This is a genomic window from Streptomyces sp. NBC_01508 (assembly GCF_045040315.1).
Lineage (GTDB): Bacteria > Actinomycetota > Actinomycetes > Streptomycetales > Streptomycetaceae > Streptomyces.
In genome coordinates this window covers 7,930,892-7,955,896 of the sequence record NZ_CP109419.1, presented here as the reverse complement: position 1 = coordinate 7,955,896, position 25,005 = coordinate 7,930,892, and the positions used below count along the sequence as shown (strand labels likewise).

Sequence of the window (25,005 nt, the reverse complement as noted above, 5' to 3'; positions counted from 1 at the left end):
CTCTCGGACTTAGGTCGAACCTATCTCAGACTTATGTCTTGTCAATACGCAAAAGTAGTGCTGAGATGCCGCTATCCAAAACATAAGACGCAACGATCCGAACAGTTCGGGAACCGAGTAGGTGAGGGCGAGCCATGCGCAAGAGGATCCGGCGGTCGAGGACGACCGCGGCGGGCCTGGCGGCGGTACTGGGTGTCGGCGTGCTGGCGGGCTGTTCCGCCGACACCGGCCCGTCCCGTCCGGACAACAGGATCACGGTGTGGACGCAGGAGAACCTGCCGCCCCGCATGGAGGCCACCAACAAGATCATCGACCGGTTCGAGAAGGAGTCGGGCGTCAAGGTCGACCTCGTCGGCGTCTCCGAGGGCCAACTGCCGCAGCTGATCATGTCGGCGGCGGCAGCGGGCACACTGCCCGACGTCATCGGAGCCGTACCGATGGGCCAGGTCTGGCAGATGTACAGCAACGGCCTGCTCAACACCGAGGTCAGCGGCGAGATCGTGAACAGCCTCGGCAAGGACACCTTCGCCGACAACGCCCTGAGCCTGACCGCCGACGGGGGCAAGCAGCTCGCCGTCCCCTCCGACGCCTGGCTCCAGTTGCTCGTCTACCGCCAGGACCAGCTCAAGGAGGCGGGACTGGCGGTGCCCGACACGTACGACAAGCTGCTCAAGGCCGCCGACACGCTCGACCGCGAGGGCCACGACGGCATCTCCGTGGCCACCGACCCCGGCGACGTCTTCACCCAGCAGAGCTTCGAGAACATCGCGCTCGCCAACAACTGCCGCCTCGTCGACGACGCCGGCGACGTGGCGCTCGACTCCCCCGCCTGCGAGACGGCCTTCGACACCTACGACAAGCTCGGCCGCCAGTACGGTCCGGCCGGCAGCCAGTCCGTCGACTCGACGCGGGCCACCTACTTCTCCGGCGGCTCGTCCATGATCGTCTGGTCGTCGTTCATCCTGGACGAGCTGGCGGGGCTGCGCAAGGACGCGCTGCCGAGCTGCGCCGAGTGCAAGAAGGACGCCGCGTTCCTCTCCGGCAACAGCGGGATCGTCACCGCGCTCGCGGGGCCCGACGGATCGCCCGCGCAGTTCGGCGAGGTGACGTCGTGGGCCGTGACGAGGACGGCGGAGACCGCCGCGTCGACCGAGTTCATCGAGTACATGATGGACAACGGGTACGAGGACTGGTTCGGCATGGCCCCCGAGGGCAAGATCCCTGTCCGCCGGGGGACGGTCGAGCAGCCGACGAAGTACCAGGAGGCCTGGCGTGCCAGCACCGCCGGCGTCGACACCCGAAAGCCCATGAACGAGGTCTACTCCGACGACCTGCTCGACCAACTGGCCGACGGCGTCGACAACATGAAGCGCTGGGGCATCACCGAGGGCCAGGGCGCCCTCGTCGGCGCCACCAACGGAGAACTCCCGGTCCCCAAGGCGATCGGCGCGATGACCAGCGGCCAGATCTCCTCCGGCCAGGCCGCCCGCGAGGCGAACGACGAAGTCTCCGCCCTCCAGAAGTCACTCCAGTAGCCGCCGCCCGGCGCCCCGTCGAGGAATACATATGAGCACTGCACCGAGCGGCGCGAAGACGCGCCGCGTTCCCACCGAGAGCCGCCCACCCACGAGAGACAAGCGCCGTCCGGCCACCGCCGGGCAGCGCGAGAACCGCGCGGGACTCGCCTTCGTCACGCCCACCTTCCTGGTGGTGCTGGTCGTGGTGATCATCCCGATCCTGTGGACCGTACTGCTGGCGTTCCAGCACGCCAGGCTGGTCGACATCCAGGGCATGGGCCTGTTCGGCAACTGGTCCCTGGACAACTTCACCGCCGTCTTCGGCTCGGCCGGATTCTGGTCCAGCCTCTCCACCACCCTGATCTACACCGTCGGTTCCACCGCGGGCTCCATCGTGCTCGGCCTGATCGCCGCGCTCGCCCTGCGCAGGCCGTTCCGCGGCCGGGGACTGCTGCGCGGCTCGATGCTGCTGCCGTACGTCGCGCCCGTCGTCGCGGTGGCCTTCGTCTGGCAGGTCGCGCTCAGCCCCCAGTACGGCATCGTCAACGAGTGGGGCGGCAAGCTGCTGGGCTGGGACGATCCCATCGCGTTCCTCTCCACCCGCTCGTACGAAGTGAGCCTGCTCGGGCTGAACTTCGACGTACCGCTCGCCCTGCTCACCGTCATCGCCTTCGAGGCATGGCGCTACTTCCCCTTCGCCTTCCTCTTCCTGCTGGCCAGGCTCCAGGCCGTACCGGACGGTCTGGAGGAGGCGGCGCGGGTCGACGGCGCGACGCCGTCACAGAACTTCCGCCACATCCTGCTGCCCCAACTGATGCCCGTCATCGCGCTGTTGAGCGTCCTGCGCTTCATCATGACCTTCAACAAGTTCGACGACGTCTACCTGCTGACCGGCGGCGGGGCGGGCACGGACGTCGTCGCCGTACGCGTCTACGACTTCCTCACCGCGCGCTTCGACGTGGGCGCGGCGGCGGCCCAGGCCCTTGTCCTGGCCGTCGTGCTGATGGTGCTGCTCGGCATCTACTTCACGTTCTTCGCCAAGAAGGTCCAGGAGGAGTCGTGATGAGCCGCACCGAGACAACGACACAGCGCCCGGCGGCCCGGGACACGGCGGGGGACGGCCGGACGACGGCCGAGCGCCACCGGATGACGCGCACGCAGTTCGAGGAACGCTTCTTCGGCGTCGCCCGCTGGGTGACCATCGCCTTCCTGGCCGCGATCACGATCGTGCCCTTCTACTACATGCTCCTGCTGTCGGTGAAGCCGATCGACGCCCTTCTGATGGACCCGGGTTCGCTCTGGGTGGCCGCCAAGGACTTCACGTTCGACACCTACCGCAGCGTGCTCAAGCCGACCTCCGAGGGCGGCCAGGGCTTCCTGGGGATGCTGCTCAACTCGGCGGCGGTCGCGCTGGGTACGGTGCTGCTCACCCTCGCGGCGGCCGTCCCCGGCGCGTACGCCATCAGCAGGCTCAGGTTCTTCGGCAGCCGGCACGTCAGCGCGATGTTCCTCGCCGTCTACCTGTTCCCCGCCACGCTGCTGGCCGTGCCGCTGTTCGTCATGTTCGCCAAACTCGGGCTGTCCGGGAACCTGTTGGGCCTGGCGATCGTGTACATCGCACAGACCGTGCCGGTGTCGATCTACATGATGAAGAACTACTTCCTGACCATCCCGCGCAGCATCGAGGAGGCGGCGGCCCTGGACGGCTGCTCGCGGCTCCAGACCGTACGGAAGGTGATCCTGCCGCTCGCCCTGCCGTCCCTGATGGCCACCGGGCTGTACGTGTTCATGATCGCGTGGAACGAATTCCTCTTCGCGCTCCTGTTCCTGGCCGCGTCGCCCGACGAGTGGACGGTCTCCCTCGGACTCCAGCAGCTCGCGGGCGGCATCGAGGTCTCCAAGACGGTTCTGATGGCCGGTTCCGTGGTCCTCACCATCCCCGTGGTACTGCTGTTCTTCTCCGCCGAACGTCTGCTGACCGAGGGTCTGACCAGCGGCGCCGACAAGGGCTAGGGTCTTTCGTTTGGATCAGGCCGGATGAGGGAGCGGGGTCTGGTGCCGTGGATCGCAGGGCGGAGGATCGGCCTCGTACTGGACGTACTCGGATGCCTTCGAAAACGCTGACAACGAAGCGAGGTGCCGTGCCAGGCGTCCCGGACCCCCGAAGATCCGCCGGACAGGGCCTAGCGGAGCAGAAGGGGCGGAGTCGGGGCCGACGAACCACCCGGCCGGACAGCCGACGAGCCAGAGCGCAAGAGAGCCAAGCGAGGAGCATTCACGAACATGCCGGCCAACCAGGCGAGCCCCGGGCATCTGCTGCGGCTGATCCGTGGCGGACAGGCCACCACCCGCGGCGAGCTGCAGCACGCGACCGGACTCTCCCGGTCCACCGTCGGCAACCGCCTCGACCAGCTCTTCGCGGCGGGCTGGCTGCGCGACGCGACGGGCACGTCCACCGGCGGACGGCCCTCCGCACGCCTGGAGTTCGACTCCGGACACGCCGTCGTCATCGCCGTCGACCTGGAGACCCGGCACAGCCGCGCCGCCGTCGTCGACCTCGAAGGACGGATCCTCGCCGAGCGCTCGGAGCCGCTGCTCATCGCCGACGGGCCCGACAAGGTCCTCGACACGCTGGCCGGCTGGTTCCCCGGTCTCCTGCGGGCGGCCGGTGCCGAGCCCGCGCGGCTGTGCGGCATCGGGCTGTCGGTGCCGGGGCCGGTCGACTGGGCCACCGGCCAGGTCATCCAGCCGCCGATCATGCCCGGTTGGGACCAGTACCCGATCCCGGAGCGTATGCAGCAGGCGTACGCGCGCCATGTGCCGGCCGCCGGACCGGCCCCCGTACCGGTGCTCGTCGACAACGACGCCAATCTGATGGCGTACGCGGAACAGCGCGCCCACTACCCCGACTGCTCGGCGTTCGTGCTGGTCAAGGTGTCCACGGGAATCGGCGCCGGAGTCGTCGTGGACGGTGAGCCGTACCGGGGCATCGACGGCGGCGCCGGCGACATCGGCCATATCCGGCTGCACGACCGGGCCGACGCCCTGTGCATGTGCGGCGCGTACGGCTGTCTGGCCGCCGTCGCCAGTGGGCGCGCCATCGCCGGGCAGCTCACGTCGGCCGGCATCCCGACCACCTCGGGGTCCGACGTACGCGAGCGGCTGGCGGACGGTCAGCCCGACGCGGTCCGGCTGGCGCGGGAGGCCGGGCGGCGGGTGGGGGAAGTCCTCGTGACAGTCGTGACGCTCCTCAATCCGGGGGTACTCGTCCTCGCGGGAGACCTCGCGGGCACGCCGTTCCTCACGGGCGTACGGGAGTTGCTGTACCAGCGCGCCATGCCGCGCACGACCGCGCATCTGAACGTCGTGACATCCGGACTCGGCGACCAGGCCGCGCTGACCGGGGCCGCGACGATGGTGGTCGAGCAGCTGTACGCGCCGGAGCGGGCCAACGCCCGGCTGGCCGCCATGAGCAGGTAGGGAGTCGTGGCCCTCCCGCACGGGGGTGGGGAGAGCCACGACCCCTACCCCCCTGTGCGCGGATCACCCAGCCCTGGCCTGTGCGCGGACCACCCAGCCCTCGACCACTGTGGAGCACACCGTGCCGTACGACCCACACTCCGCGTCCGCCCCCGCCCCGGTCCGGGTCGGGCTGGTGGGGGCCGGCCCCTGGGCCCGCACGATGCACGCCCGCATGCTCGCGGCCGGACCCGAGACGGCACTCGCCGCCGTATGGGCGCGCCGCCCCGAGGCCGCGCGGGAGACCGCCGAGCCGTACGGGGCCGCTGTCGCCGGGTCGTTCGAGGAACTGCTCGACCGCTGCGAGGCCGTGGCCTTCGCCGTACCTCCGTCCGTGCAGGCCGAGTTGGCAGTACGCGCGGCGCGGGCGGGCCGCCCGATGCTGCTGGAGAAGCCGCTCGGGCCCGATCTCGACGCGGCGCGACGGGTGGCCGACGCGGTGGCCGAGCACGGGGTCGTCACCCAACTCGTGCTCACCAAGCGGTACCACCCGGCCACCAGGCAATTCCTGCGGCGGGCGGCGGAGTTCGAGGTCACCGGCGCGCGGTCGTGCTATCTGCACGGCGCGTTCCGCGCGGGCGAACTGGCCACGCCCTGGCGCCTGGAGCAGGGCGCGCTGCTCGATCTCGGACCGCATCTGCTCGATCTGCTGGACACGGCGGTGGGCCCGATCGCCTCGGTGCGCGGCTCGGGCGATCCGCGCCGCTGGTCGGAGCTGACCTGCGAACACACCAACGGCGCGGTCAGCCAGGCGTCGCTGTCCGGCTCGGTCGGCCTCGACCGGGCCCGAACGCGCGTCGAGCTGTACGGACCGACCGGTGAACTGACTTACGACACGGCGGAGTTGGACCACGACGAGTGCTGGCCCGTGCTGCGCCGCGAGTTCGCCGCCGCGGTCCGCTCGGGCACCTCGGGTCCGCTCGACGCGGCCCGTGGTCTGCGCCTCCAGGAACTGATGGCGATGGCGGCCAACGGCGGCTGAGCGGGGACGGCGCGGGGCCGTGGCGGGAGACCGTGCCGGGAGACCGTGCCGGGAGACGGAAACGGGGACGGAAACGACCTCGTACGCGAGGGCGCGATCCATCTTGACACGCGTCCGCGGCGCCGCCTACCTTCTCAATGAATCGATTCATTCATCGATCAGGGATCGAAGGAAGCCTCTTGATGACGCCCTCCCCCGAAGCCGCCCAGCACTCACAGGCCGCCGAACTCCTCGCGCGTTCCCACCGTCTGGGCGCCGACCCGCGCAACACCAACTACGCGGGCGGCAACACCTCCGCCAAGGGGTCGGCCCCCGATCCGGTGAGCGGCGCCGACACCGGGCTGATGTGGGTGAAGGGCTCCGGCGGAGATCTCGGCACGCTCACCGCGCCGGGTCTCGCCGTGCTCCGGCTCGACCGGCTGCGCGCACTCGCCGAGGTGTATCCGGGGGTCGGGCGCGAGGACGAGATGGTCGCCGCCTTCGACTACTGCCTGCACGGCAAGGGCGGCGCCGCCCCCTCCATCGACACCGCCATGCACGCTCTGGTGGACGCCGCGCACGTCGATCATCTGCACCCCGACTCCGGCATCGCGCTCGCCTGCGCCGCCGACGGCGAGGCACTGACGGCACAGTGCTTCGGCGACCGTGTGGTGTGGGTGCCCTGGCGCCGTCCCGGCTTCCAACTCGGCCTGGACATCGCCGCGGTGAAGGAGACGAACCCGTCGGCGATCGGCTGTGTGCTGGGCGGTCACGGCATCACCGCGTGGGGCGACACGTCGCGCGAGTGCGAGGAGAACTCGCTGACGATCATCCGCGAGGCGGAGCGGTTCCTCGCGAAGCACGGCAGGCCGGAGCCGTTCGGTCCGGCGCTGGACGGGTACGGCCCGCTGCCCGACGACGAGCGCCGGACGCGCGCCGCCGCGCTGGCCCCGCTGTTGCGCGGGCTGGCCTCGACGGACCGGCCGCAGGTGGGTCACTTCACCGACAGCGAGCCCGTGCTGGACTTCCTGGCCCGCGCCGAGCACCCCCGGCTGGCGGCCCTCGGCACCTCGTGCCCGGACCACTTCCTGCGTACGAAGGTCCGGCCGCTGGTCCTCGATCTGCCCGCCTCCGCGCCGCTGGACGAGGTGAAGGACCGATTCGCGCGGCTCCACGAGGAGTACCGCGCCGAGTACGCCGCCTACTACGACCGGCACGCCGACGCCGACTCGCCGGCGATGCGCGGCGCCGACCCGGCGATCGTGCTGGTGCCGGGTGTGGGCATGTTCTCGTACGGCAAGGACAAGCAGACGGCGCGGGTGGCCGGCGAGTTCTATCTCAACGCGATCAATGTGATGCGGGGCGCGGAGGCGGTCTCGTCGTACGCGCCGATCGACGAGTCGGAGAAGTTCCGTATCGAGTACTGGGCGCTGGAGGAGGCAAAGCTCCGGCGGATGCCCGCGCCGAAGCCGCTGGCCACCCGGGTCGCGCTGGTGACGGGCGCGGGTTCGGGCATCGGAAGGGCGATCGCGCACCGGCTGGCGGCCGAGGGCGCGTGCGTGGTCGTCGCCGATGTGAACGCGGGGAGCGCGGCCGAGGTCGCGGGTGAACTGGGCGGCTCCGAGCGGGCGTTGGCGGTCACCGTTGATGTGACGGACGAGGACGCGATCGCCGCCGCCTTCCGCGAGGCGGTGCTGGCCTTCGGCGGGGTGGACCTGGTCGTCAACAACGCCGGCATCTCCATCTCGAAGCCGCTGCTGGAGACGACCGTGCGGGACTGGGACCTCCAGCACGACATCATGGCGCGCGGCTCGTTCCTGGTCTCACGGGAGGCGGCGCGGGTGATGACCGGGCAGGGAATGGGCGGCGACATCGTCTACATCACGTCGAAGAACGCGGTGTTCGCGGGTCCCAACAACATCGCCTACTCGGCGACGAAGGCGGACCAGGCTCATCAAGTGCGTTTGCTGGCAGCGGAGTTGGGCGAGCATGGGATCCGGGTCAACGGCGTCAACCCGGACGGGGTGGTGCGTGGGTCGGGGATCTTCGCGGGCGGCTGGGGGGCACGGCGGGCGGCGGTGTACGGGGTGGCGGAGGAGAAGCTGGGCGAGTTCTACGCCCAGCGGACGCTGCTCAAGCGCGAGGTGCTGCCGGAGCATGTGGCGAACGCGGTGTTCGCCCTGACCGGCGGCGATCTCACGCACACCACGGGGCTGCACATTCCGGTCGACGCGGGTGTCGCCGCGGCGTTCCTGCGCTAGGGCATGTTTCGAAAGTCCCGCCTGGCCGACGACGCCTGGCACGCGCACTCGCCGCGTTGTCGGAATCATCCAAGTACGTCCAGTACGAGAACGATCCTCCGCCTTGCGATCGCACGCACCAGACGCCGTCGGCCCCGCCCTTCGGGCGGACGGCGCTACTTTCGCAACACGCCCCAGGCCCTGTCCGGCGATTGAGGACAACCCGACCACCGGACGGAACCAATCCAGCCCGTCCGGCGCTTGAGGACGAACCGGCCACCGGACGGACCCCGGTGAGCCTTCCGCACCTTTCGGTCACAGCACTAGAGATCAGAGGTCACCACCGTGCCGCACACCGGATCCTCGGCTTCGACGTCGGCTTCGACTTTCGTCGCCGTCGACCTGGGCGCGACCAGCGGCCGGGTGATGGCGGGGCGGGTCGGCCGGGGGACGCTCGACCTCACCGAGGTCCACCGCTTCCCGAACAGGCCGGTGCGGCTGCCGGGCAGCCTGCGCTGGGACGTGCTCGCCCTCTACCAGGGGGTGCTGGACGGGCTCGGCCGCGCGGCGCGTACGTACGATGTCGCGTCGGTCGGCATCGACAGCTGGGCGGTGGACTACGGGCTGCTCGACGCGGACGGGCAGTTGCTCGGCAATCCGTACCACTACCGGGACACTCGCACCGAGGGTGCGGACCAGCGGGTGTGGGAGACGGTGCCGGCGGCGGAGCTGTACCGGATCACCGGGTTGCAGCATCTGCCGTTCAACACGGTCCTTCAGCTCTCGGCGGCCTCCGGGAGCGCCCAACTGGCGGCGGCCAGGACGCTGTTGATGATTCCCGATCTGCTGACGCACTGGCTCACCGGCAGTGTCGGCGCCGAGGCGACCAACGCGTCCACCACGGGCCTGTTCGACGCGCGTACGGACGACTGGTCGCACGGGCTGATGGACCGTCTGGGCATCGAGCGGAGCCTGTTCCCGCCGATCCGGCGGCCGGGTGACGCGGCGGGGACCCTGCTGCCGTACGTGGCGGCCGAGACCGGGCTGCCGGAGTCCACCCCCGTCACGGCCGTGGCGTCCCACGACACGGCGTCGGCGGTGGCCGCCGTCCCCGCGACCGGTCCCGGCTTCGCGTACCTGTCCTGCGGTACGTGGTCGCTGGCCGGACTGGAACTGGCCGGCCCGGTGATCACGGAGGCGTCCAGGGCGGCCAACTTCACCAACGAGCTTGGTTTGGACGGCAGTTACCGTTTCCTGCGCAACGTCATGGGGCTGTGGCTGCTGTCGGAGAGCCTGCGCACCTGGGCGGACCGCGGGCTGCCCGCCGAGCTGGGGCCGCTGATGGAACGGGCGGCGCGGTCGCGGCCGTTCGCCGCGCTGGTCGACCCGGACGACCCGGCGTTCCTCGCCCCGGGCGACATGCCGGGCCGGATCGCCGCGTACTGCGAACGCACCGGCCAGCGACCACCCAACGACCGGGCGGCGACGGTCCGTTGCATCCTGGAGAGCCTGGCCCTGGCGCACCGCGCCACGCTGCGTACGGCGGCCGAGCTGTCCGGCACCGACATCCGCGTGGCGCACCTGGTGGGTGGCGGCAGCCGTAACGAGCTGCTGTGCCAACTGACGGCGGACGCCACGGGGTTGACGGTGGTGGCGGGTCCGGCGGAGGCCACCGCACTCGGCAACATCCTCGTCCAGGCCCGGACCCGGGGCCTCGTCGGTGACCGCTCCGACATGCGCCAACTGGTGGCGCGTACGCAGCGGTTGCGCAGATACGAACCTGGGGGCGACGACGCGGCATGGTCGGCGGCGGCGGCGCGCGTCGGACTCGACGGGTAGCCCGCCGTCCGGCGATCGCGGACAGCCTCGGCCGAGCGACACCGGCCGGGGACGGGTCCGGGGCACGCGGACCAGGACCCGGCGCCTACTCGCCGGAAGGCTCTGGTGTCGCGATCGCGGGCGACCGTCCGTACTGATCCGGCGTCCGGCCCCCTGACGCCTCGGACCCGTCGGACCCTGTCCGTTACCGCTCCTCGGTGAGGCCCGCGATGCGCTCGCGGTAGGCGGCGATCTCGCGTTCGGTGAGGGCGAGGCGCCCGGGGCCGGCCTGGTGGGCGGCCAGGGAGGTCGCCTGCTCCATCGCGCGGTACAGCGGCCCCGGCAGATTCAGCAGGAGCTGGCCGTGCTCGGCGGTCTCGATGACCATCCACGAGTTGCGGTCGGCGACGCCTTCCCCGACGACGTTCGGCTCGATGGTGCTGGCGGCGATGACGGTCAGAACAGGGGGGATCGGGGTCTCTTCACTCATGCTCCCTCCCTATCAGGGGGACCCCGGCGGTGCCCAGCGATCACGGCGAGTTCCCCCTCACACGCGGCACGGCGTGGGTCCACCGGAGACCGGTGGACCCACGCCGACGTGCGGTACTGGGAGTGCCGGGCGAGGCCGGGGCTCAGTGACTGGGGCCGCGCCCGCCGCCACGTCCCTTGTCGTCCTTTCCGGGTGCGTCGAACTCGACCTGCTCCTTGCGGACGTCGGCCGACACTTCCTTCTGCTCGGTGACCTTCTCGGTCTCCAGGCGCACACGCTCCACCGGCACGGCCTCCTTACGGACGACCGCCTCCTCGGCGTGCAGGATCACCTCGGTCTCGGAGTTGCCCATGGGGGCGCGGCCGATGGTGCGGTCGCCCGGCTTGATGGGCTCACGCACGACACGGACCTCTTCGTGGGTGATGGGCACGGTGGTCGTGACGTGCTCGGTCACCACGACCTTCCGGAGCCGTGCCCGGCCGGACTCGTGCTCCTCGGTGCCCACCCGGAGCCGTTCCTCCGAGCGCACCATCTCCTCCTCACCGCGGCCGGTGGCGCCGCCGGTGGCGATCTTGGAGGTGTCGGCCGGGCCGGTGGTACCCGCCTGGCCCCGGGCGCCGTTGCTCATGCTGTCCCGGCCGCCCGTGGTCCCCTTGGCCGCCGTACCGGGCGCCGGGCTCATGCCGGGTGCGCCGCTGCGCCCGCTGGGGCGGGTGAGGCCGTAGTGGTCGTACAGCTCCTGTTCCTGGGCGACGTCGAGGTGCTCGTCGGCATCCATGCGGGGAGCGTCCTTGACCAGTTCCTTGGCGTGCGGGACATGGAGACCGTTCGCGTCGCGGGTGGCGCCGGCCAGCGGCACGAAGGACTCCTTCATGCCGAACATTCCGGTCTTGACCGTCACCCATTCGGCGCGGCCCGTCTCGTTGTCGAGGTACGCCTGCTCGACGCTGCCGATCTTCTCCCCGGCGGCGTCATAGGCGGTCAGCCCCGTGAGTTCACCCACGTGGTGGAAGACATCGTCGGCTGCCATCAGTGATCACTCCTTGGCGGCGAGCCTGCGGGGTCCGGTCTCCCCGCGCGTCGGCTGACTCGCGTATCTCCATGCGGCACCTGCTGACGGCGGGCGGCAACCAGGGAAAGAGCCCCTTTGACCCGTACGGGGGACAAAGGGGCACTGCACACGCCCCGCTGGGCTCCGAGCACATCCGAGGCGATTCGGCCATTCGGGTGACCTCTGTGACCCCTCGTACGGAGCGCTGGCCTGTGCTCACGCGTGGTACGGGTACGGCGACGGAGAGGAGCCCCCGACGGAGTCGACGCGCCGGTCAGCCGCCGGTCACAGCCGTCCATACGGCGGTGTCGGGGCCGATCATGTCCCCGTCGAGGCTGTCGCTGGCGAGCAGCACCGGGCCGGCGGGCAGCGGCAGGGAGTGTTCGGAGAGGTTGATCCGGCATTCGAACCGCCCCTTACGGAAGGCGAGTTCGCCCTCACGGGCGGGCAGCCAGTCGAACGACTCGTCGCCCCGGAAGCCGGTGCGTACGGACAGGGCTGTGCGGTACAGCTCCAGGAAGGAGTCCGGCCGCCCGGCCTGGGCCTCCACCGCGTGTTCGCCCCAGCCGTCCGGCTGCGGGAGCCAGCTGCCGCCGGGCCCGAATCCGTGGCTGCTGCCGGAGCGGGTCCACGGGAGCGGGACGCGGCAGCCGTCGCGGCCCTTGGTGGTGTGTCCGGTCCGCTCCCACATGGGGTCGCGCAGCGCCTCGGCGGGCAGGTCGGTGACTTCGGGAAGGCCGAGTTCCTCGCCCTGGTAGAGGTAGGCGCTGCCGGGCAGCGCGAGCGTCAGGAGCGCCGCGGCCCTGGCCCGCCGGTGCCCGAGGGCGTCGTCCGGCGCGGGGTCGGCGCCGCCGCCGGACAGCCAGGCGCGGTAGTCGATGCCCTGCGGAAGGGCGTAGCGGGTGCGGTGGCGTACGACATCGTGGTTGGACAGCACCCAGGTCGGCAGGGTGCCGACGGCGCGGGCGCCGGTGAGGGAGCTGTCGATGACCTTCCGGAACTCCTCGGCGTCCCAGGGACAGCGCAGATGGAAGAAGTTGAAGGCCTGGTGCAGTTCGTCGGGCCGGGTGTAGAGGGGCAGCCGGGCCGCGCTGACCCCCGCCTCGGCGACCGTGATCCGGGGCGGCGCGTAGGAGTCGATGATCTTGCGCCAGGTCCGGTATATGTCGTGGACCTCGTCGCGGTCCCAGAAGGGGTGGTCTTCGCCTTCGGGCGGGGAGTTGAGGGAGGCGGAGTCGCGCCCGCCGGTGTCCCGCAGGGGCTCCACAAGATCCTTGCGCAGTCCGTGGGCCACGTCGACGCGGAAGCCGTCGGCCCCGAGGTCGAGCCAGAAGCGGAGGATCCCCTCGAAGTCGGCGAGGACGTCCGGATTCTCCCAGTTCAGATCAGGCTGCTCGGCGGAGAAGATGTGCATGTACCACTGGCCGTCCGGCACCCGCGTCCAGGCGCCGCCGCCGAATTTCGACTTCCAGTCGGCGGGCGGGAGGCTCCCGTCCGGTCCCCGCCCCTCGCGGAAGATGAAACGGTCGCGCGCCGGTGAGCCGGGCGGTGCCGCGAGCGCTTCCACGAACCAGGGGTGCTGGTCGGAGCAGTGGTTGGGCACGACGTCGACGATGAGTTTGAGGCCCAGTGCGTGAGCGCGCCGTACGAGGCCGCGGAAGTCGTCGAGGGTGCCGTGGCGCGGGTCGACGCCCCGGTAGTCGGAGACGTCGTAGCCGGCGTCGGTCCACGGCGAAGGGTAGAAGGGGGTGAGCCACAGGGCGTCGACGCCGAGGCCGGCGAGGTGGTCGAGCCGGTCCGTGATCCCGCGGAGATCGCCGATCCCGTCGCCGTCCGCGTCGGCGAAGCTCGGGACGTACACCTGGTACACGACGGCTTCGCGCCACCAGTCCGGGGCAGGCCGGGACAGATGGTCACGGGGGTTGTCGGGGGTGTTCGGGATCACGGGTGCCTCTCGTGCTGATCTTCGGTCCGGTGGTGCGGGTGGTACCGGGTGCGCGGGTGCTTCCCGCGACGGAAGGTGCGTCGCACGAGCGACACCCTTTCACCGCAGGGCGGCAGGCTGACGGTCACCCGTTCGATGGTTATGGAAGGGATGTCCGAAGGACACCCGAGAATGATCACCGGCCGGTGCGGGTGCGAAGGGTTCGTGGCGCGCCCGTCGAACGCAGGCCGCGTCGGCGCCTCGCGTACGGGCGTCCGGGACAGGTATTGGATGCCGACGCGGGCGCCGGGCCCGATCCGGCTACTCCATGAGGAAGACCCGCTCCATGGGGGTCCACCAGTCGCCGGGACCCGCCTCGGGGACCGGCTCCTGACAGGGGTCGGTCGTCTTCCACCACTCCCGCGTCGCCTCGTCGTCGGCCATCGCCGCGAGATCGGCGGCCAGATCGTCGCCGTGGTACTCGAAGTAGCTGAAGAGCCGGTCGCCCAGCAGATGGATCGAGTAGTTGGCGATATGACTGGCGCGCAGCCTGGCCAGTACGGGCTCCGGGACCGCCCGGTGCAGTTCCCGGTACTCCGCCAGCTTCTCCGGCCGCACCTTGATCACCTGTGCGATGCGCTGCATCGGCCCTCCCTCACCGTCCGCGGGGGAATCCCCCACCAGAAAAGACCTATTGCACCACTGACTGTGGATGCGTCATAGCTCTCCCCGGCCGAACAGGGCTTGGTGACCAGCCCCTGCTCGGCCGGCACGACGAGGCACCCACCCTGCTGGACCGCCGTCGCGGATCTGCGCGCCGGCTGATCAGCCGGCCGCCGGGGCGGCATCGGCGCGCGGCGCGGGCGCGACGGACTCGTCCCGGCCGGCGTTCGTGTAGAAGACCGACTTGTTCTGCTTGGTGCGGTGGGCCTCGGACTTGGCGACGAGCAGTTCCAGCGCGTTGCGTACGACATTGATGTTGGAGTTGCGCAGCGGATGGTCCGCGGCCAGTTCGGCGGAGACTTCCGCGGCCGAGCGGGGCTCGCCGTGCGCGGCCAGCAGGGTGCCCACCAACTGGGCGAGGCTGGGCTGCTTCCCGTCGGTACCGGTGGCCGTCGCGGCTGCCTTGGCGGGGGACTTGGCCCGCGTCCCCGCCCTACCCGAAGAGCCCTTACCCGAAGAACCCTTGGCGGAGGGGGACTTGGCGGAGCCCTTCGCGGGGCGCTTCGCCGTCCGTGCCCCGGGCACCTTCGCGCTGCGCGCGGCGTCGGGCGCGGCGCCGTTGGCGAACACCCGCTGCATGCCGAGGAGCAGCGTGTGGTCGTGGTCCAGGGTCTCCAACTGACCCTGGAGCGAGTCGATCTCGGCGCGGAGACGTTTCTGCTCCGCCGCGTTGCGCTCCAGGTCTGCGGCGACCTGGGTCTCGTACAGCGACTGGACGCTCGTGAACTCGGTGACGGCGCTGTCGGACATGAATGGCTCGCTTCCTCTGTATGGCGTCGGCATGGCGTCCCCCGGTTGTCGCGATGGTACTTGCGCCGGCGTGTCCACCCCGAAACCGGCCATCAGGTAACACCTTGCTGAACCACGCGTGGTTGCTGGGCCGACCTGGGGGGCAAGTGCACCTTGAACGGCGATCTCGCCGCGAATGTCAAACAAGAGTGAGGGCCGGGATGGGTGACATGTGGGTATTCGCGGTCGAGTCGGGCCATGTGCCGGGTATGGACCTCACCGGTTACAGCGTCCATGCGACCGACGGAACGGTGGGCAGCGTGGACAGACAGTCCGAGGGCTCACCGTTCGCACACCTGGTGGTGGACACCGGGATGTGGGTCTTCGGAAAGAGTCTCGTCATTCCCGCCGGGCTGGTGACGTCGATCGATCCGGCCGCGCGGGTGATTGAGGTCGGCTGTACGAAGTCGACCGCGAAGGGCGCTCCGGTGTTCGAGCGCGATCACGACACCAGGGATCCGGCCTACCTCGGCGCCCTCAGCACCTACTACACCTCTTTGGTCACCGCTTCCTGACAACCCGTCGCGACGCACCGGCGCCCCGGCAGAACGGTGCCGGGGCGCTGGCGGACACGAGGTGTCCCCGGGCTGGACGTCCTAGGCGGGGACGATGTTCTCCGCCTGGGGGCCCTTCTGGCCCTGCGTGACGTCGAAGGTCACCTTCTGGCCCTCCTGGAGCTCACGGAAGCCCTGGGTGGCGATGTTGGAGTAGTGGGCGAAGACGTCGGGGCCTCCACCGTCCTGCTCAATGAATCCGAAGCCTTTTTCCGAGTTGAACCACTTGACGGTACCGCTGGCCATGTGTCCTCCAAAGGACTCATAACGGTTCCCGCACCGTGCGGGAACCGGAGGTGATCGCCCTGGTCCTCAGAGACGTTGAACAGCCGAATCGCCCGCGACTGTGATCACGGGCGACAAAGTACTTCGGAACCACGACAGCTAAGCCTGACGCTACACGTCTCCTCGCTCCCAGACCACAGAAACGATCAAGCGTGACGCCCGACAACACCCGCACAGTGCAGTGACAGTGCGCCGCGAGCCGCATTATGTCCCCCGAGAGAGGGAAGCGTCACGAATGTCCCCCCGCCGCGTCGCGTGTCGGAACTGTCGGTACGCTGACCGGTGATGTTCACCTCACAGGGCCCGACCCTTCGCGAACTGACCGTGCAGGCGCTCTCGTCGACCGAGCGCGGCTACGACCTGCTCGCGCCCAAGTTCGATCTGACCCCGTTCCGTACGCCGGACAGCGTGCTGGACGCCGTCGCCGACGCGCTCGGCCCGCTCGGCCCCTTCCGCGCCGGTCTGGACATCTGCTGCGGCACCGGAGCCGGTGTGGACGTCCTGCGGGAGGTGTGCGTCGAGCGGGTCACCGGCGTCGACTTCAGCGCGGGCATGCTCGCCACCGCCAGGTCCGCCCTGCTGCCGAAGGACGGGGCGCGCGAGGGCGGTTCGGGCGGGCCCGCGGTCGATTTCGTACGGGCCGACGCCCGCGCCCTTCCCTTCCGCGCCGCCTTCGACGTGGCCGTGAGCTTCGGCGCGTTCGGCCACTTCCTGCCGTCGGAGCGGCCCGCGCTCTTCACCCGGGTCCGTGAAGTCCTGCGGCCCGGCGGGGCTTTCGTCTTCCCGGTGCCCGCGCCGCCGCGCGTCGGCTCGCGGCTGTACTGGACTCTCTGGGGCTTCGACGCGGCGATGCGGGCGCGTAACGCCGTGTGGCGTCCGCCCTTCGTCATGTACTACCGCACCTTCCGGCTCGCCGACGTGGTGGACGAGTTGACCCGTACGGGCTTCGAGGTGGATCTCGTCGCGCTCGACGGCCTCGGGCTGCTGCCGGACGGGAGTCCGCGCTGTCGCGTGGTGGTCGCGCGCCGGCCGTGAGGCGTCGGGCCGTCAGGCGGCCGGTGAGGTCGTTGCCGTACGCCGCCGGGCCCAGCCGAGCAGGACGACGGAGGCGAGCGCCGCGAAGGCGCACCAGGTCGAAACGTACTCCAGTCGCCAGACCACCGCGCAGACCACCGCGCCGACGGCGACCAGCACACCGAGCAGCCGCACCGTCCGGTCGCCGGCGAGCAGCAGGGCCCCGACGGTCGCGAGGAGATAGCCGGCCACGACGATCGCCGGCTCCGGCAGATGGACCGCGTATCCGATGGTGTGGCCGCGGATATCGGCCGTCACGGTGCGGGTGGCGAGGTAGTACGAGAGCGCGGCGGCGGTGACGACACCGGAGGCGACGGGTACGGCGAGCCGCCGCCGGGTCCCCGGCCGCGAGGCCGACAGGACGGCCAGCGGGACCCAGAGCGCCAGCAGGGGCAGCGCGATGACGGCCCAGGCCGTGGTGGCGGGTCCCGCACCGCCGCCCGAGTCCCAGACGACGGACTCGACGATCTGATGGGCACCGAGCAGCAGGGGCAGCGCGGCGAGCGGCAGATCGCGGATCCGGCGTACGTGGGCGACGCAGGCCACTCCGATCGCTCCGACGCAGACGCCCGCGGTGAGGTCGGCGGTCGCGCTCCAGCACATCACGTCATCCAGGGACCGAAGAGGGACGGTGTTGGTGTGATCACCGCGTAACGGGTCCGATCGTACGGCCGCGAAGAGCGTCCGGGCGGGTGACACGGCTGTCACCCCGGGGCCTCGGTGACAGCGGGACGGAGGGCCGACGGCAGTCCGTCGGCCCTCCGTGGTGACGCTGTCGGCGTGGTCAGATCCGGCCGCCGGTGAGCCGGGTGAGGGGGCCGCGCCCCGCCCTGGCCGTCCGCCGGCCCAGGGCGAAGGCGGCGCCCGCCAGGGACAGGACGCCGGCGGCGGTTCCCGCCGATACGGCCTTCCGCCGCTTGATCGCGGTCCACGCGGTGGCGGCCGTGGTGGTGGCCGTGGAGGCCGCGCCCGCCGAACTCGCCTTGGCGCGGTGCGCGACGGTGCCGGTGGTCCGCCGTACCTTGGCGGCTGCCGACCTCGTGCTCGCGCCGACCGCCGTCGCCGTGCCGTTCCAGATCTTGTTCGCTTCGCTCTCCGTAGTCATCAGGTGCGTGTTACCGCTCGACGTGGTCTGAAACGCGCGGTCCTGACGACGGGGAATGCCTCGCGTCACACTTGCTGCCAGAGCGCGGGGACGTTCGGGGGCTGCCAGCCGGGCTGCGCCTGGTGGGGCTGGAGGCAGCGGTAGGTGGCTCCGCCGTAGGTGACCTGGGCGCCCGCCGCGTAGACGGTGCCGGCGGCCCATGTTCCGCCGGGCTCACCGGGATCGCCGGGGCCGGGGCCGGTGGTGGTCTTGAGGGTGAGGGCGTACGCCTGGAGCAGCGGGTTGATGGGCTGGTGGAAGGTCGTGCCGCCGGACGAGCAGTTGCCGGAGCCGCCGGAGGTGACTCCCTGGGCCTGGCTGCCGGAGATGTACGAGCCGCCCGAGTCGCCCGGTTCGGCGCAGACGGAGGTGCGGGTCACTCCGGAGATGGTGCCTTCGGGGTAGGTGACGCTGGTGTTGTGCTGCTGGATGACGCCGCAGTGCCAGCCGGTGGTGGAGCCCGAGCGGCAGACCGAGGCGCCCACGGGTGACTGGGTGGAGCCGGTGACCTGGATGTTGGCGCCGCCCTGGCCCTTGACGTACGGGGTCGAGGTCCAGTTGGTGTTGGTGGCGACCCAGGCGGTGTCGCGGCCGGGGAAGGTGGAGGCCTGGAAGGATCCCTGGGCGACCTGGTTGAAGCCGGTGGTGGTGGTGCCGGGGCGACCGCAGTGGCCGGCGGTGGCGAAGCCCTGCTGGGTCCCCTTGGTGACGGCGAAGCCTACGGAGCAGCGCCCGGAGCCGTTCATGTAGTACGCGTCGCCGCCCCGGATGTCGTAGAGCGCGCGGGGCCGGTCGGCCGATGTCTCGACGCGGACGAGGTCGCGGTCGATCCCGGCGGCGGCGAGCAGGTCGTGCGCGGCGGCGGGCCGGACGGCCTGGACGACCAGGGTGTTGGTGCGGACGTCGACGTACCGGACGGGCGCGTCGACGGCGGTGGTCCGGGCGGTGGTTCGGGCCGCGGCCCGCTCCAGTGTCCGCTGCGCCGTTTCGAGTGCGGCGAGCGTGTGCGGTACGACGGTGGCGGTGGCGCCCGTGGCCTCGATGGCCGGGACGTCGGCGGCGTCGGTGGTGGCGACGGTGAGCCGGGCGGATTCGGCGCCCTGTACCCAGGCGCCGGCGTAGCTGCGGCCGAGTTCGAGGTGGAGCCGGCCGGCGGTCGCGCCCGCCTCCGCCTCATTGACCACCCGGTGGCGGGCCTGCGCGTGGGTGAGGCCGAGGTCGCGCCGCATCGCCGTCAGCAGGGCGGGGGAGGTCTCGGCGGCGCCCAGGGTGTCGGCCGCGGAGCGGGGGGCGGCGGCGGACCCGGTGGTCTGGGCCGACGCCGTGCCCGGCAGCCCGGCCAGCACGAGTGCGCCGATGGCGGCGAGGGCGGCACACGCGCTCGCCGCGTGTCGGTGGAGCGTGGGTCTGTGGAGCATGGGGAAGTCTCCTCGGTTTCGGTGAGGGGAGCGGGCGGGGCAGTATCGAAACCGTAGGAGCGTCAACTTCCGTTCATAAGATGCCAGTTCTCCCCCTGCCCGGCGTTATGGAACGCGCCCGGCACACGGACGGCTCCGGCGCACGGGCGGCCCTGGCTCCGGGAACGCGTCCGGCTCAGGGAAGGCGCGCGGCGTCGCGAAGGCGCCCGGCGCTGTGGAGGCTGCCGGGCGGCAGGGAGGCGAGGGGGCCGCGACCGCCGTCGAGCCAGTCGGCGTAGCTCTCGCTGCGGGCCGCCGCCTGGGCGTGGGCGGTACGGGCCTGTTCGAAGACGGCGGGCGCGCTGTCGGCGGCCCGCGCCGCCGGGTGCCAGCCGAGCAGGTGGCGCCAGTTCAGTGGGCTGCCGGCCAGGGGTCTGGTGACCAGTCCGGCGGTGGTGGGGAAGGTGGCGCGGCAGAGTCCGACGGCGCGGCCGACCTGGACGAGATGGACGCAGGAGGCGGTGTCCGTCTCGTAGACGCTGCTGGGGGTGAAGCCGGCGCGGGCGCAGGCGGCGGTGAAGCAGTCGCTGAAGCAGCCGTCGCCCGGCACGTCGGTCCATGCCTCGTCGGCGAGTTCGGCGAGGCCGATCTCCTGGCGGCCGGCCAGTGGGTGGCCGGCCGCGAGCATCACGAAGACGGGGTCGCTTGCGATCTCGCGCCACTCCAGCCGTTCGCCGGCGGGCGGCGGGCTCGCTCCGCAGCAGCCGATCAGGGCGTAGTCGATCCGTCCTTCGGCGACCGACGCGGCGATCTCCCGTTCGGACCAGGAGGTGTACGTGGTGACGGGGACGCCGGGGTGGGCGGAGACGAGCCGGTCGACGAGCCCGCCGAGGAGCGGGCCGTGGGTGCCGCCGAGGCGGAAGCGGCGGGTCTCCTCCAGGGTGCGGGCGAACCGGACGGCGTCCTGCTGGAGTTCGCTCACCGCGGGCAGCACAATACGGGCGCGGGCCAGGACCAGTTCGCCGAGGGGAGTCGTACGGACACCGTGCCGTCCGCGGTCGAACAGCCGCCCGCCCAGGGCGCTTTCGATCCGCTTCAGCTGCGCGCTGAGGGCCGGCTGGGCGAGGCCGAGGACGGACGCGGCCTTGGTGAGGCTGCCCGCGTCGGCTATGGCCCGGATCGTCTTGAGATGCCGCAACTCCAGCTCCATGACGTGAGCTTGGCCGTCGGCCGGTTCGAGGGCAAGGGGCCGGTCCAGACCAATAGCGGCACCGTCCGGACCAGCCCCGGGCTGAGGCGCCGACCACGGCGTCAGGGGGACACCCGGATCAGATGGATCGCGGCGCTGGCCCAGTCCCCCGCCGGCAGGCCCAGCGGCAGTCCGTGCTCCATCAGGACGGTGGCGTGGTGCGAATCCCCGGTCGCGGCGTCCCGGTAGACCGCCGCCGGTTCGAGCCCGGCGAGGTGGACGGGCAGCTCCGGCCGCCCCCGGCGCGGCGCCCGCTGCCAGGCCAGCACCAGCGCCTGAGTGCGGTCGGCCGACGTGTACTGCACGACGGTGGGCCCGTCCTCCGCGGGCGCGCGCAGCCGGTGCTGGACGCCGTGCTGCACCAGTCGGCGGACCCGCTTGTACGTGGCCACGAACCCGGCGCCCGCGGCGAGTTCGCCGTCCGACCAGCGGGTGAGGTCACCGCCCACGGCCAGTACCCCGGCCGTCGCCACATGGAAGCGGAAGGCCAACGGCACGGTGCGCGCGCTGAGTTCGTTGGGTACGTCGGTGCCCCAGGCGGCCGTGGTCGACGCCGGGTAGAGCTGGCTGTAGCCGTGCTGGATGGCGACGCGGTCGGCCGCGTCGTCGTCACCTGGGCGGCGAGCGCGGACCGGATGGGTGACACGGTCGGCGACCGGAGTTACCGGCTGGTCGTGCGCACGAGCGTGGGCGGCACGGGACTGCGGGTCCGGGTCTCCAACGCGTTCGGCGACCGGCCCCTGGTCATCGGTCGCGCGTACGCCGGGCTCCGCGACAGCGGTGCCCGGCTGCGCCCCGGCAGCAACAAACGGCTCGCGTTCGGCGGGTCCGCCTCCGTGACCCTGGCACGGGCGAGATCCGCTACAGCGATCCGCTGCCCGGCCGGGTCGCGGCGATGAGCGATCTGGCGGTGAGTCTGTACGTGCGAGACGCGGGCGGGCCCGCGACCGGGCACGGGATGGCTCTCGCGACGTCGTACGCCACGAGCGGCGACCAGCGGCGCAAGAGGACGACGGCGCGTACACGGAGCGGCTGGGGTCGTGGTTCTACCTCGACGCGGTCACCGTGGACGCGGACCGCGGCGCGGGCGCGGTCGTGACGCGCGGGGACTCCATCACGGACGGCTGGCAGTCCAGCACCGACAAGAACCTGCGCCGGCCCGACTTTCTCGCCCGCCGGCTGCACGCTGCTACGGGCGGCACCGTGAAGGGCGTGGCGAACGCGGGGATCTCGGGCTACCAGGTGTTGGCGGACGGCGCCGCGCAGAGCGCGCTCAAGCGGCTCGACCGTGACGTGCTGTCACTGCCGGGCGTGCGGACGGTGGTGCTGTTCGAAGGCGTCAACGACATCAAGCCGCACACCGGTGTCACGGCCGCGTCCCTGACGGCGGGCTACCGCGAGATCGTCGACCGGGCGCACGCGGCGGGCCTGTGTGTCGTCGGTGCCACCGTCATGCCGTTCAAGGGCTGGTCGGAGTGGGACCCCTGGGGTGAGGCCGTGCGCACCGAGGTGAACGAGTGGATCCGCACCAGCGGGGAGGTCGACGCGGTCGTGGACTTCGACAAGGTGGTGCGCAGCCCGTACGACGCGGAGCGGATCCTGCCCACATTCGACAACGGTGACCATCTGCATCCCAACGACAAGGGCATGCAGGCGATGGCCGACTCACTCGCGCTGAAGTCCCTGGAGTGCGACGGCGGTCGGTGAGGTCTCGATCGGTCAGGTCTCAATCGGTCAGGTCGGCGGCGAGGAGGTCCATCAGGAGTCCGTCGTGCCAACTCCCGTCGGGGCCGCGCTCGTAGTCGCGCATGATCCCGACGGGCCGGAAGCCGACCTTGCCGTAGCACCTGATCGCCGCGGCGTTGTCGGCGGCCGGATCGATCACGATGCGGTGGTGGCCGAGGTCCTTGATCAGGTGCCTGGCCAGGGTCCGTACGGCGTCGGTGCCCACGCCGCGGCCGTGCGCGGCCGGGGAGACGTAGATGTCGATGTTCGCGTGCCGGTAGTCGGGTTCCTCCTCGGCGCCCCACTGGACGGCGCCGACGGTGGCGCCGTCCAGTTCGATCACCAGTGAGGTGGTGTCGGGGTCGTCGAGATCCTCGGTCACGTCCGTGAGCAGGTCGTCGCCGCCGCGCCACGTCGCGTAGACCTCGGGCGTGGCGCGGATGGTGGCGAGTGCGGGGATGTCGTCGGGGACGGCGGGGCGCAGGACCACGAGGGCGCCCTTCAGTGTCTTCTCCATGAGAGCACGCTATTGGATCAGCGGTTCGAGTTCCCGTGTTTTGTGCCCTGGGTCCGGCCGGTCACGCCGGCTTGACCAGCCGGACCTCGTCCACTCCGAGCAGCCCCAACAGCGGAACCCTGGCGGTGCGCTGCTTCGGGTCGATCACCAGGCCGGCGGTGCGGATCCGGTCGAGGAGGAGCTCTGCGAGCGGCATGACCAGGTGGCGTCCCCAGCAGCGTTCCGAGGCGTGGCCGAAGGGGAGATAGCCGGGGGTGTTGTCGGGGTCGAGTTCGTCCCAGCGTTCCGGGCGGAACTCGTCCGGGGCTTCCCACAGCGCCGGATCGCGGTGCGAGAGCAGCGGAAGCAGCAGTACGTCGTCGTCAGGACCGATACGGCTGTCGATGGCCGGGTACTCCGGCGAGGCGTTGCGCAGGAGGTTCCACGACGGAGGCAGCAGTCGCAGGGACTCGTAGATGATGTTGCGGTGGGAGGTGTCCTCGTCGAATGCGGCACCGAGCCAGAGGGCGTTCGCGACGAGCGTCGAGACGGTGAAGCAGACCGGGCTGGCGGCCCTGCGGTAGATGCCCATCGCATAGCGGCGCTCCTGGTAGCCGGTGGCTTCGGCGGCGCGTGCCGCGAGACCCGTCAGCGCGTCACCGGGCCGGGGCCAGCCGGGTAACGCGGCACCCACCGCGATCACCGACCAGGTGAGTTTGGGGGTGAGTTCGAGGTTGCGGCTCATCAGGAGGCGCAGCCGGCGCGGGTCCGCGCCGAGAATCAGGTCACGCAGGAAGAGGTGGCCGGTGAGGGGCCAGGGGCCGGTCAGGTCGACATCCTCGGGCAGGGGGCGCTTGAGGGCGTCGCGTACGTCAGCGCCGATGGTCCGCATCACGGAGGAGCCCTCCGTCCGGGAGATGGAACGCCCTTGCAGCGGTTTGAAGGTGGGCCGTTCGGTCTCCGTGGCACGCCGGGACGCCAGGATGCGGTCGGTGACTTCGGGGCCCCCGACGCCGATGGTGTCCGGTTCGAGCCGGAAGACGTCGTGGCCGACGTGGTCCCGGAGCAGGGCGGCCAGCCGCGGGGAGAGCACAGTGGTGCGGGACTGTGGCAGGGAGAGCGGAGACATGGCGTACTTCCGGAGTTCTCAAAGACGGCTCGGACGCTTCCGGGGAAGGCCCGCCTGGTTCCCGGAGGGATACGGGAGAGTTGAGACGCCCCCGTCGTACGGCGGGCGAAAAGCCACCGGCCACACGACGGGGGGTTCAGGAAGTAGCGGCCTAGTACCAGATGTACCAGGACTTCGACTTCAGGCTCTGCCGTTCGGACACCGCGTTGCGGATGGCGAAGAGAAGCTTCATCGCTAAACACCTCCTTGGGGCACGTCATCACCGAAAATGTGATGCAGTGAGGCCATTTCCCATGGCGACGCACACTCAGTCGACGGCTGTGCCCGTTCACACCAAAGAGGGTTCACCGCTCGAATGAGCTTTCCCTGACAGGGAAGTCGAGGGCGCAGGTGTACGAACACACCGGCTCACCGAAACGCCCGGTCATACCTGTCGGCGGCGGTGTCGCCCCGGTTCAGAACCCGCCGAGGTCCGACGACACCCAGCGCTGGGGCCGCATCCGGATGACGACCTGCTCGCCGTGGTCGCCGGTCGCCATGGTGACGTAGCCGTCGACCTTGTCGGCGGGCAGATAGCGGGAGGCCAGCTCGACGAGCTGGTCCCGTGTGGCGGGGATCCGTTCCGTCACCGGGCCCTCGACGGAGACGTACCGCACCGTGGGGGTCACCCGCTCGACCAGCAGCGAGAACCGGCCCGCCGACGTGATGAGCTTGTCCTTGCGGGAGTCCGCGCCGGTCATGATCCAGATGTCGCCGCCCGGCGCGTACTGGTACCAGATGGGAACGGCGAGCGGCGCCCGGTCCTCGGCGCCGGAGTCGACGGCGAGGGCCGCGATGTGCGGCTCGGCGAGGAACTGCTCGCGCTCTTCGGTGTTCAGGGCCACAGGAAGTCTCCTTCGTAGAAAGTACGGAGCACGGGT

24 protein-coding genes and 1 pseudogene are annotated in these 25,005 nt (G+C 71.0%); 10 read left to right on the top strand and 15 right to left on the bottom strand.

The window, feature by feature from the left end:
* The first annotated feature begins 134 nt into the window (after positions 1-134).
* From OG700_RS36575 to OG700_RS36545, 7 genes are all read left to right on the top strand, one after another.
* A complete protein-coding gene (locus OG700_RS36575) occupies positions 135-1,535 on the top strand; it encodes an ABC transporter substrate-binding protein (protein WP_405621231.1) in 1,401 nt (466 codons plus the stop codon).
* A 31-nt stretch (positions 1,536-1,566) separates the two neighbouring features.
* Positions 1,567-2,580 carry a carbohydrate ABC transporter permease gene (locus OG700_RS36570; protein ID WP_405621229.1) on the top strand — a complete coding sequence of 338 codons (1,014 nt, stop codon included), beginning with the start codon at positions 1,567-1,569 and terminating at the stop codon, positions 2,578-2,580.
* An 83-nt stretch (positions 2,581-2,663) separates the two neighbouring features.
* Complete coding sequence (locus OG700_RS36565) at positions 2,664-3,530, top strand: carbohydrate ABC transporter permease (RefSeq protein WP_405622240.1); 867 nt, start codon at positions 2,664-2,666, stop codon at positions 3,528-3,530.
* Positions 3,531-3,800: 270 nt separating this feature from the next.
* Entirely contained in the window at positions 3,801-4,997 is a 1,197-nt protein-coding gene (locus OG700_RS36560; protein ID WP_405621227.1) for an ROK family protein, read from the top strand.
* Between the two features lie 121 nt (positions 4,998-5,118).
* The gene (locus tag OG700_RS36555) at positions 5,119-6,018 is read left to right on the top strand and encodes a Gfo/Idh/MocA family protein (protein ID WP_405621225.1); all 900 of its coding nucleotides are present in this window, start codon (positions 5,119-5,121) and stop codon (positions 6,016-6,018) included.
* Positions 6,019-6,200: 182 nt separating this feature from the next.
* Entirely contained in the window at positions 6,201-8,258 is a 2,058-nt protein-coding gene (locus tag OG700_RS36550; protein WP_405621223.1) for a bifunctional aldolase/short-chain dehydrogenase, read from the top strand.
* A 405-nt stretch (positions 8,259-8,663) separates the two neighbouring features.
* Positions 8,664-10,076, top strand: a complete 1,413-nt coding sequence (locus OG700_RS36545) for a rhamnulokinase family protein (RefSeq protein WP_405622238.1) — start codon at positions 8,664-8,666, stop codon at positions 10,074-10,076.
* 184 nt (positions 10,077-10,260) lie between these two features.
* On the opposite strand, the gene OG700_RS36540 is transcribed toward OG700_RS36545, so the two are convergent.
* The 5 genes from OG700_RS36540 to OG700_RS36520 form a co-directional block, all read right to left on the bottom strand.
* On the bottom strand, positions 10,261-10,545 hold the full coding sequence (locus tag OG700_RS36540) for a hypothetical protein (RefSeq protein WP_405621221.1): 285 nt from the start codon (positions 10,543-10,545) through the stop codon (positions 10,261-10,263).
* 142 nt (positions 10,546-10,687) lie between these two features.
* Positions 10,688-11,575, bottom strand: coding sequence for a PRC and DUF2382 domain-containing protein (locus tag OG700_RS36535; protein WP_405621219.1), 888 nt, complete (start codon positions 11,573-11,575; stop codon positions 10,688-10,690).
* A 295-nt stretch (positions 11,576-11,870) separates the two neighbouring features.
* Positions 11,871-13,541, bottom strand: coding sequence for a glycoside hydrolase family 13 protein (locus OG700_RS36530; RefSeq protein ID WP_405621217.1), 1,671 nt, complete (start codon positions 13,539-13,541; stop codon positions 11,871-11,873).
* 300 nt (positions 13,542-13,841) lie between these two features.
* Positions 13,842-14,165, bottom strand: a complete 324-nt coding sequence (locus tag OG700_RS36525; protein ID WP_405621215.1) for an L-rhamnose mutarotase — start codon at positions 14,163-14,165, stop codon at positions 13,842-13,844.
* Between the two features lie 180 nt (positions 14,166-14,345).
* Entirely contained in the window at positions 14,346-14,993 is a 648-nt protein-coding gene (locus tag OG700_RS36520; protein ID WP_405621213.1) for a hypothetical protein, read from the bottom strand.
* 200 nt (positions 14,994-15,193) lie between these two features.
* Here OG700_RS36520 and OG700_RS36515 point away from each other — a divergent pair, with 200 nt between their 5' ends.
* A complete protein-coding gene (locus tag OG700_RS36515) occupies positions 15,194-15,547 on the top strand; it encodes a PRC-barrel domain containing protein (RefSeq protein ID WP_405621211.1) in 354 nt (117 codons plus the stop codon).
* 81 nt (positions 15,548-15,628) lie between these two features.
* Here the strand turns inward: OG700_RS36515 and OG700_RS36510 are convergent, their stop codons facing one another.
* Positions 15,629-15,832, bottom strand: coding sequence for a cold-shock protein (locus OG700_RS36510; protein WP_107014974.1), 204 nt, complete (start codon positions 15,830-15,832; stop codon positions 15,629-15,631).
* A 324-nt stretch (positions 15,833-16,156) separates the two neighbouring features.
* Here OG700_RS36510 and OG700_RS36505 point away from each other — a divergent pair, with 324 nt between their 5' ends.
* Positions 16,157-16,906, top strand: coding sequence for a class I SAM-dependent methyltransferase (locus OG700_RS36505; protein ID WP_405621208.1), 750 nt, complete (start codon positions 16,157-16,159; stop codon positions 16,904-16,906).
* Between the two features lie 12 nt (positions 16,907-16,918).
* On the opposite strand, the gene OG700_RS36500 is transcribed toward OG700_RS36505, so the two are convergent.
* The 5 genes from OG700_RS36500 to OG700_RS36480 all read right to left on the bottom strand — a co-directional run bounded on the left by OG700_RS36500 (position 16,919) and on the right by OG700_RS36480 (position 21,319).
* Positions 16,919-17,548, bottom strand: coding sequence for a DUF6629 family protein (locus tag OG700_RS36500; protein WP_405621206.1), 630 nt, complete (start codon positions 17,546-17,548; stop codon positions 16,919-16,921).
* A 181-nt stretch (positions 17,549-17,729) separates the two neighbouring features.
* A complete protein-coding gene (locus OG700_RS36495; RefSeq protein WP_405621204.1) occupies positions 17,730-18,050 on the bottom strand; it encodes a hypothetical protein in 321 nt (106 codons plus the stop codon).
* Positions 18,051-18,115: 65 nt separating this feature from the next.
* Entirely contained in the window at positions 18,116-19,507 is a 1,392-nt protein-coding gene (locus OG700_RS36490; protein ID WP_405621202.1) for a carbohydrate-binding protein, read from the bottom strand.
* A gap of 175 nt (positions 19,508-19,682) precedes the next feature.
* Positions 19,683-20,696, bottom strand: coding sequence for a LysR family transcriptional regulator (locus OG700_RS36485; protein WP_405621200.1), 1,014 nt, complete (start codon positions 20,694-20,696; stop codon positions 19,683-19,685).
* A gap of 101 nt (positions 20,697-20,797) precedes the next feature.
* Positions 20,798-21,319, bottom strand: a complete 522-nt coding sequence (locus OG700_RS36480; protein ID WP_405622236.1) for a GH36 C-terminal domain-containing protein — start codon at positions 21,317-21,319, stop codon at positions 20,798-20,800.
* On the opposite strand from OG700_RS36480, the pseudogene OG700_RS36475 reads away from it, so the two are divergent.
* Positions 21,209-22,442 (top strand): annotated as a pseudogene (locus OG700_RS36475) (SGNH/GDSL hydrolase family protein). The gene OG700_RS36480 and the pseudogene OG700_RS36475 sit on opposite strands and share 111 nt — an antisense overlap.
* Positions 22,443-22,461: 19 nt before the next feature.
* On the opposite strand, the gene OG700_RS36470 reads toward OG700_RS36475, so the two are convergent.
* The 4 genes from OG700_RS36470 to OG700_RS36455 form a co-directional block, all read right to left on the bottom strand.
* A complete protein-coding gene (locus tag OG700_RS36470; RefSeq protein ID WP_405621198.1) occupies positions 22,462-22,977 on the bottom strand; it encodes a GNAT family N-acetyltransferase in 516 nt (171 codons plus the stop codon).
* Positions 22,978-23,038: 61 nt separating this feature from the next.
* Positions 23,039-24,085, bottom strand: coding sequence for a cytochrome P450 (locus OG700_RS36465; protein ID WP_405621196.1), 1,047 nt, complete (start codon positions 24,083-24,085; stop codon positions 23,039-23,041).
* A 151-nt stretch (positions 24,086-24,236) separates the two neighbouring features.
* Positions 24,237-24,317 carry a tryptorubin family RiPP precursor gene (locus tag OG700_RS36460; protein ID WP_405622234.1) on the bottom strand — a complete coding sequence of 27 codons (81 nt, stop codon included), beginning with the start codon at positions 24,315-24,317 and terminating at the stop codon, positions 24,237-24,239.
* A gap of 223 nt (positions 24,318-24,540) precedes the next feature.
* Positions 24,541-24,969: a pyridoxamine 5'-phosphate oxidase family protein gene (locus tag OG700_RS36455; RefSeq protein ID WP_405621194.1), complete on the bottom strand. Its 429-nt coding sequence runs from the start codon at positions 24,967-24,969 to the stop codon at positions 24,541-24,543.
* Between the last annotated feature and the right edge of the window lie 36 nt (positions 24,970-25,005).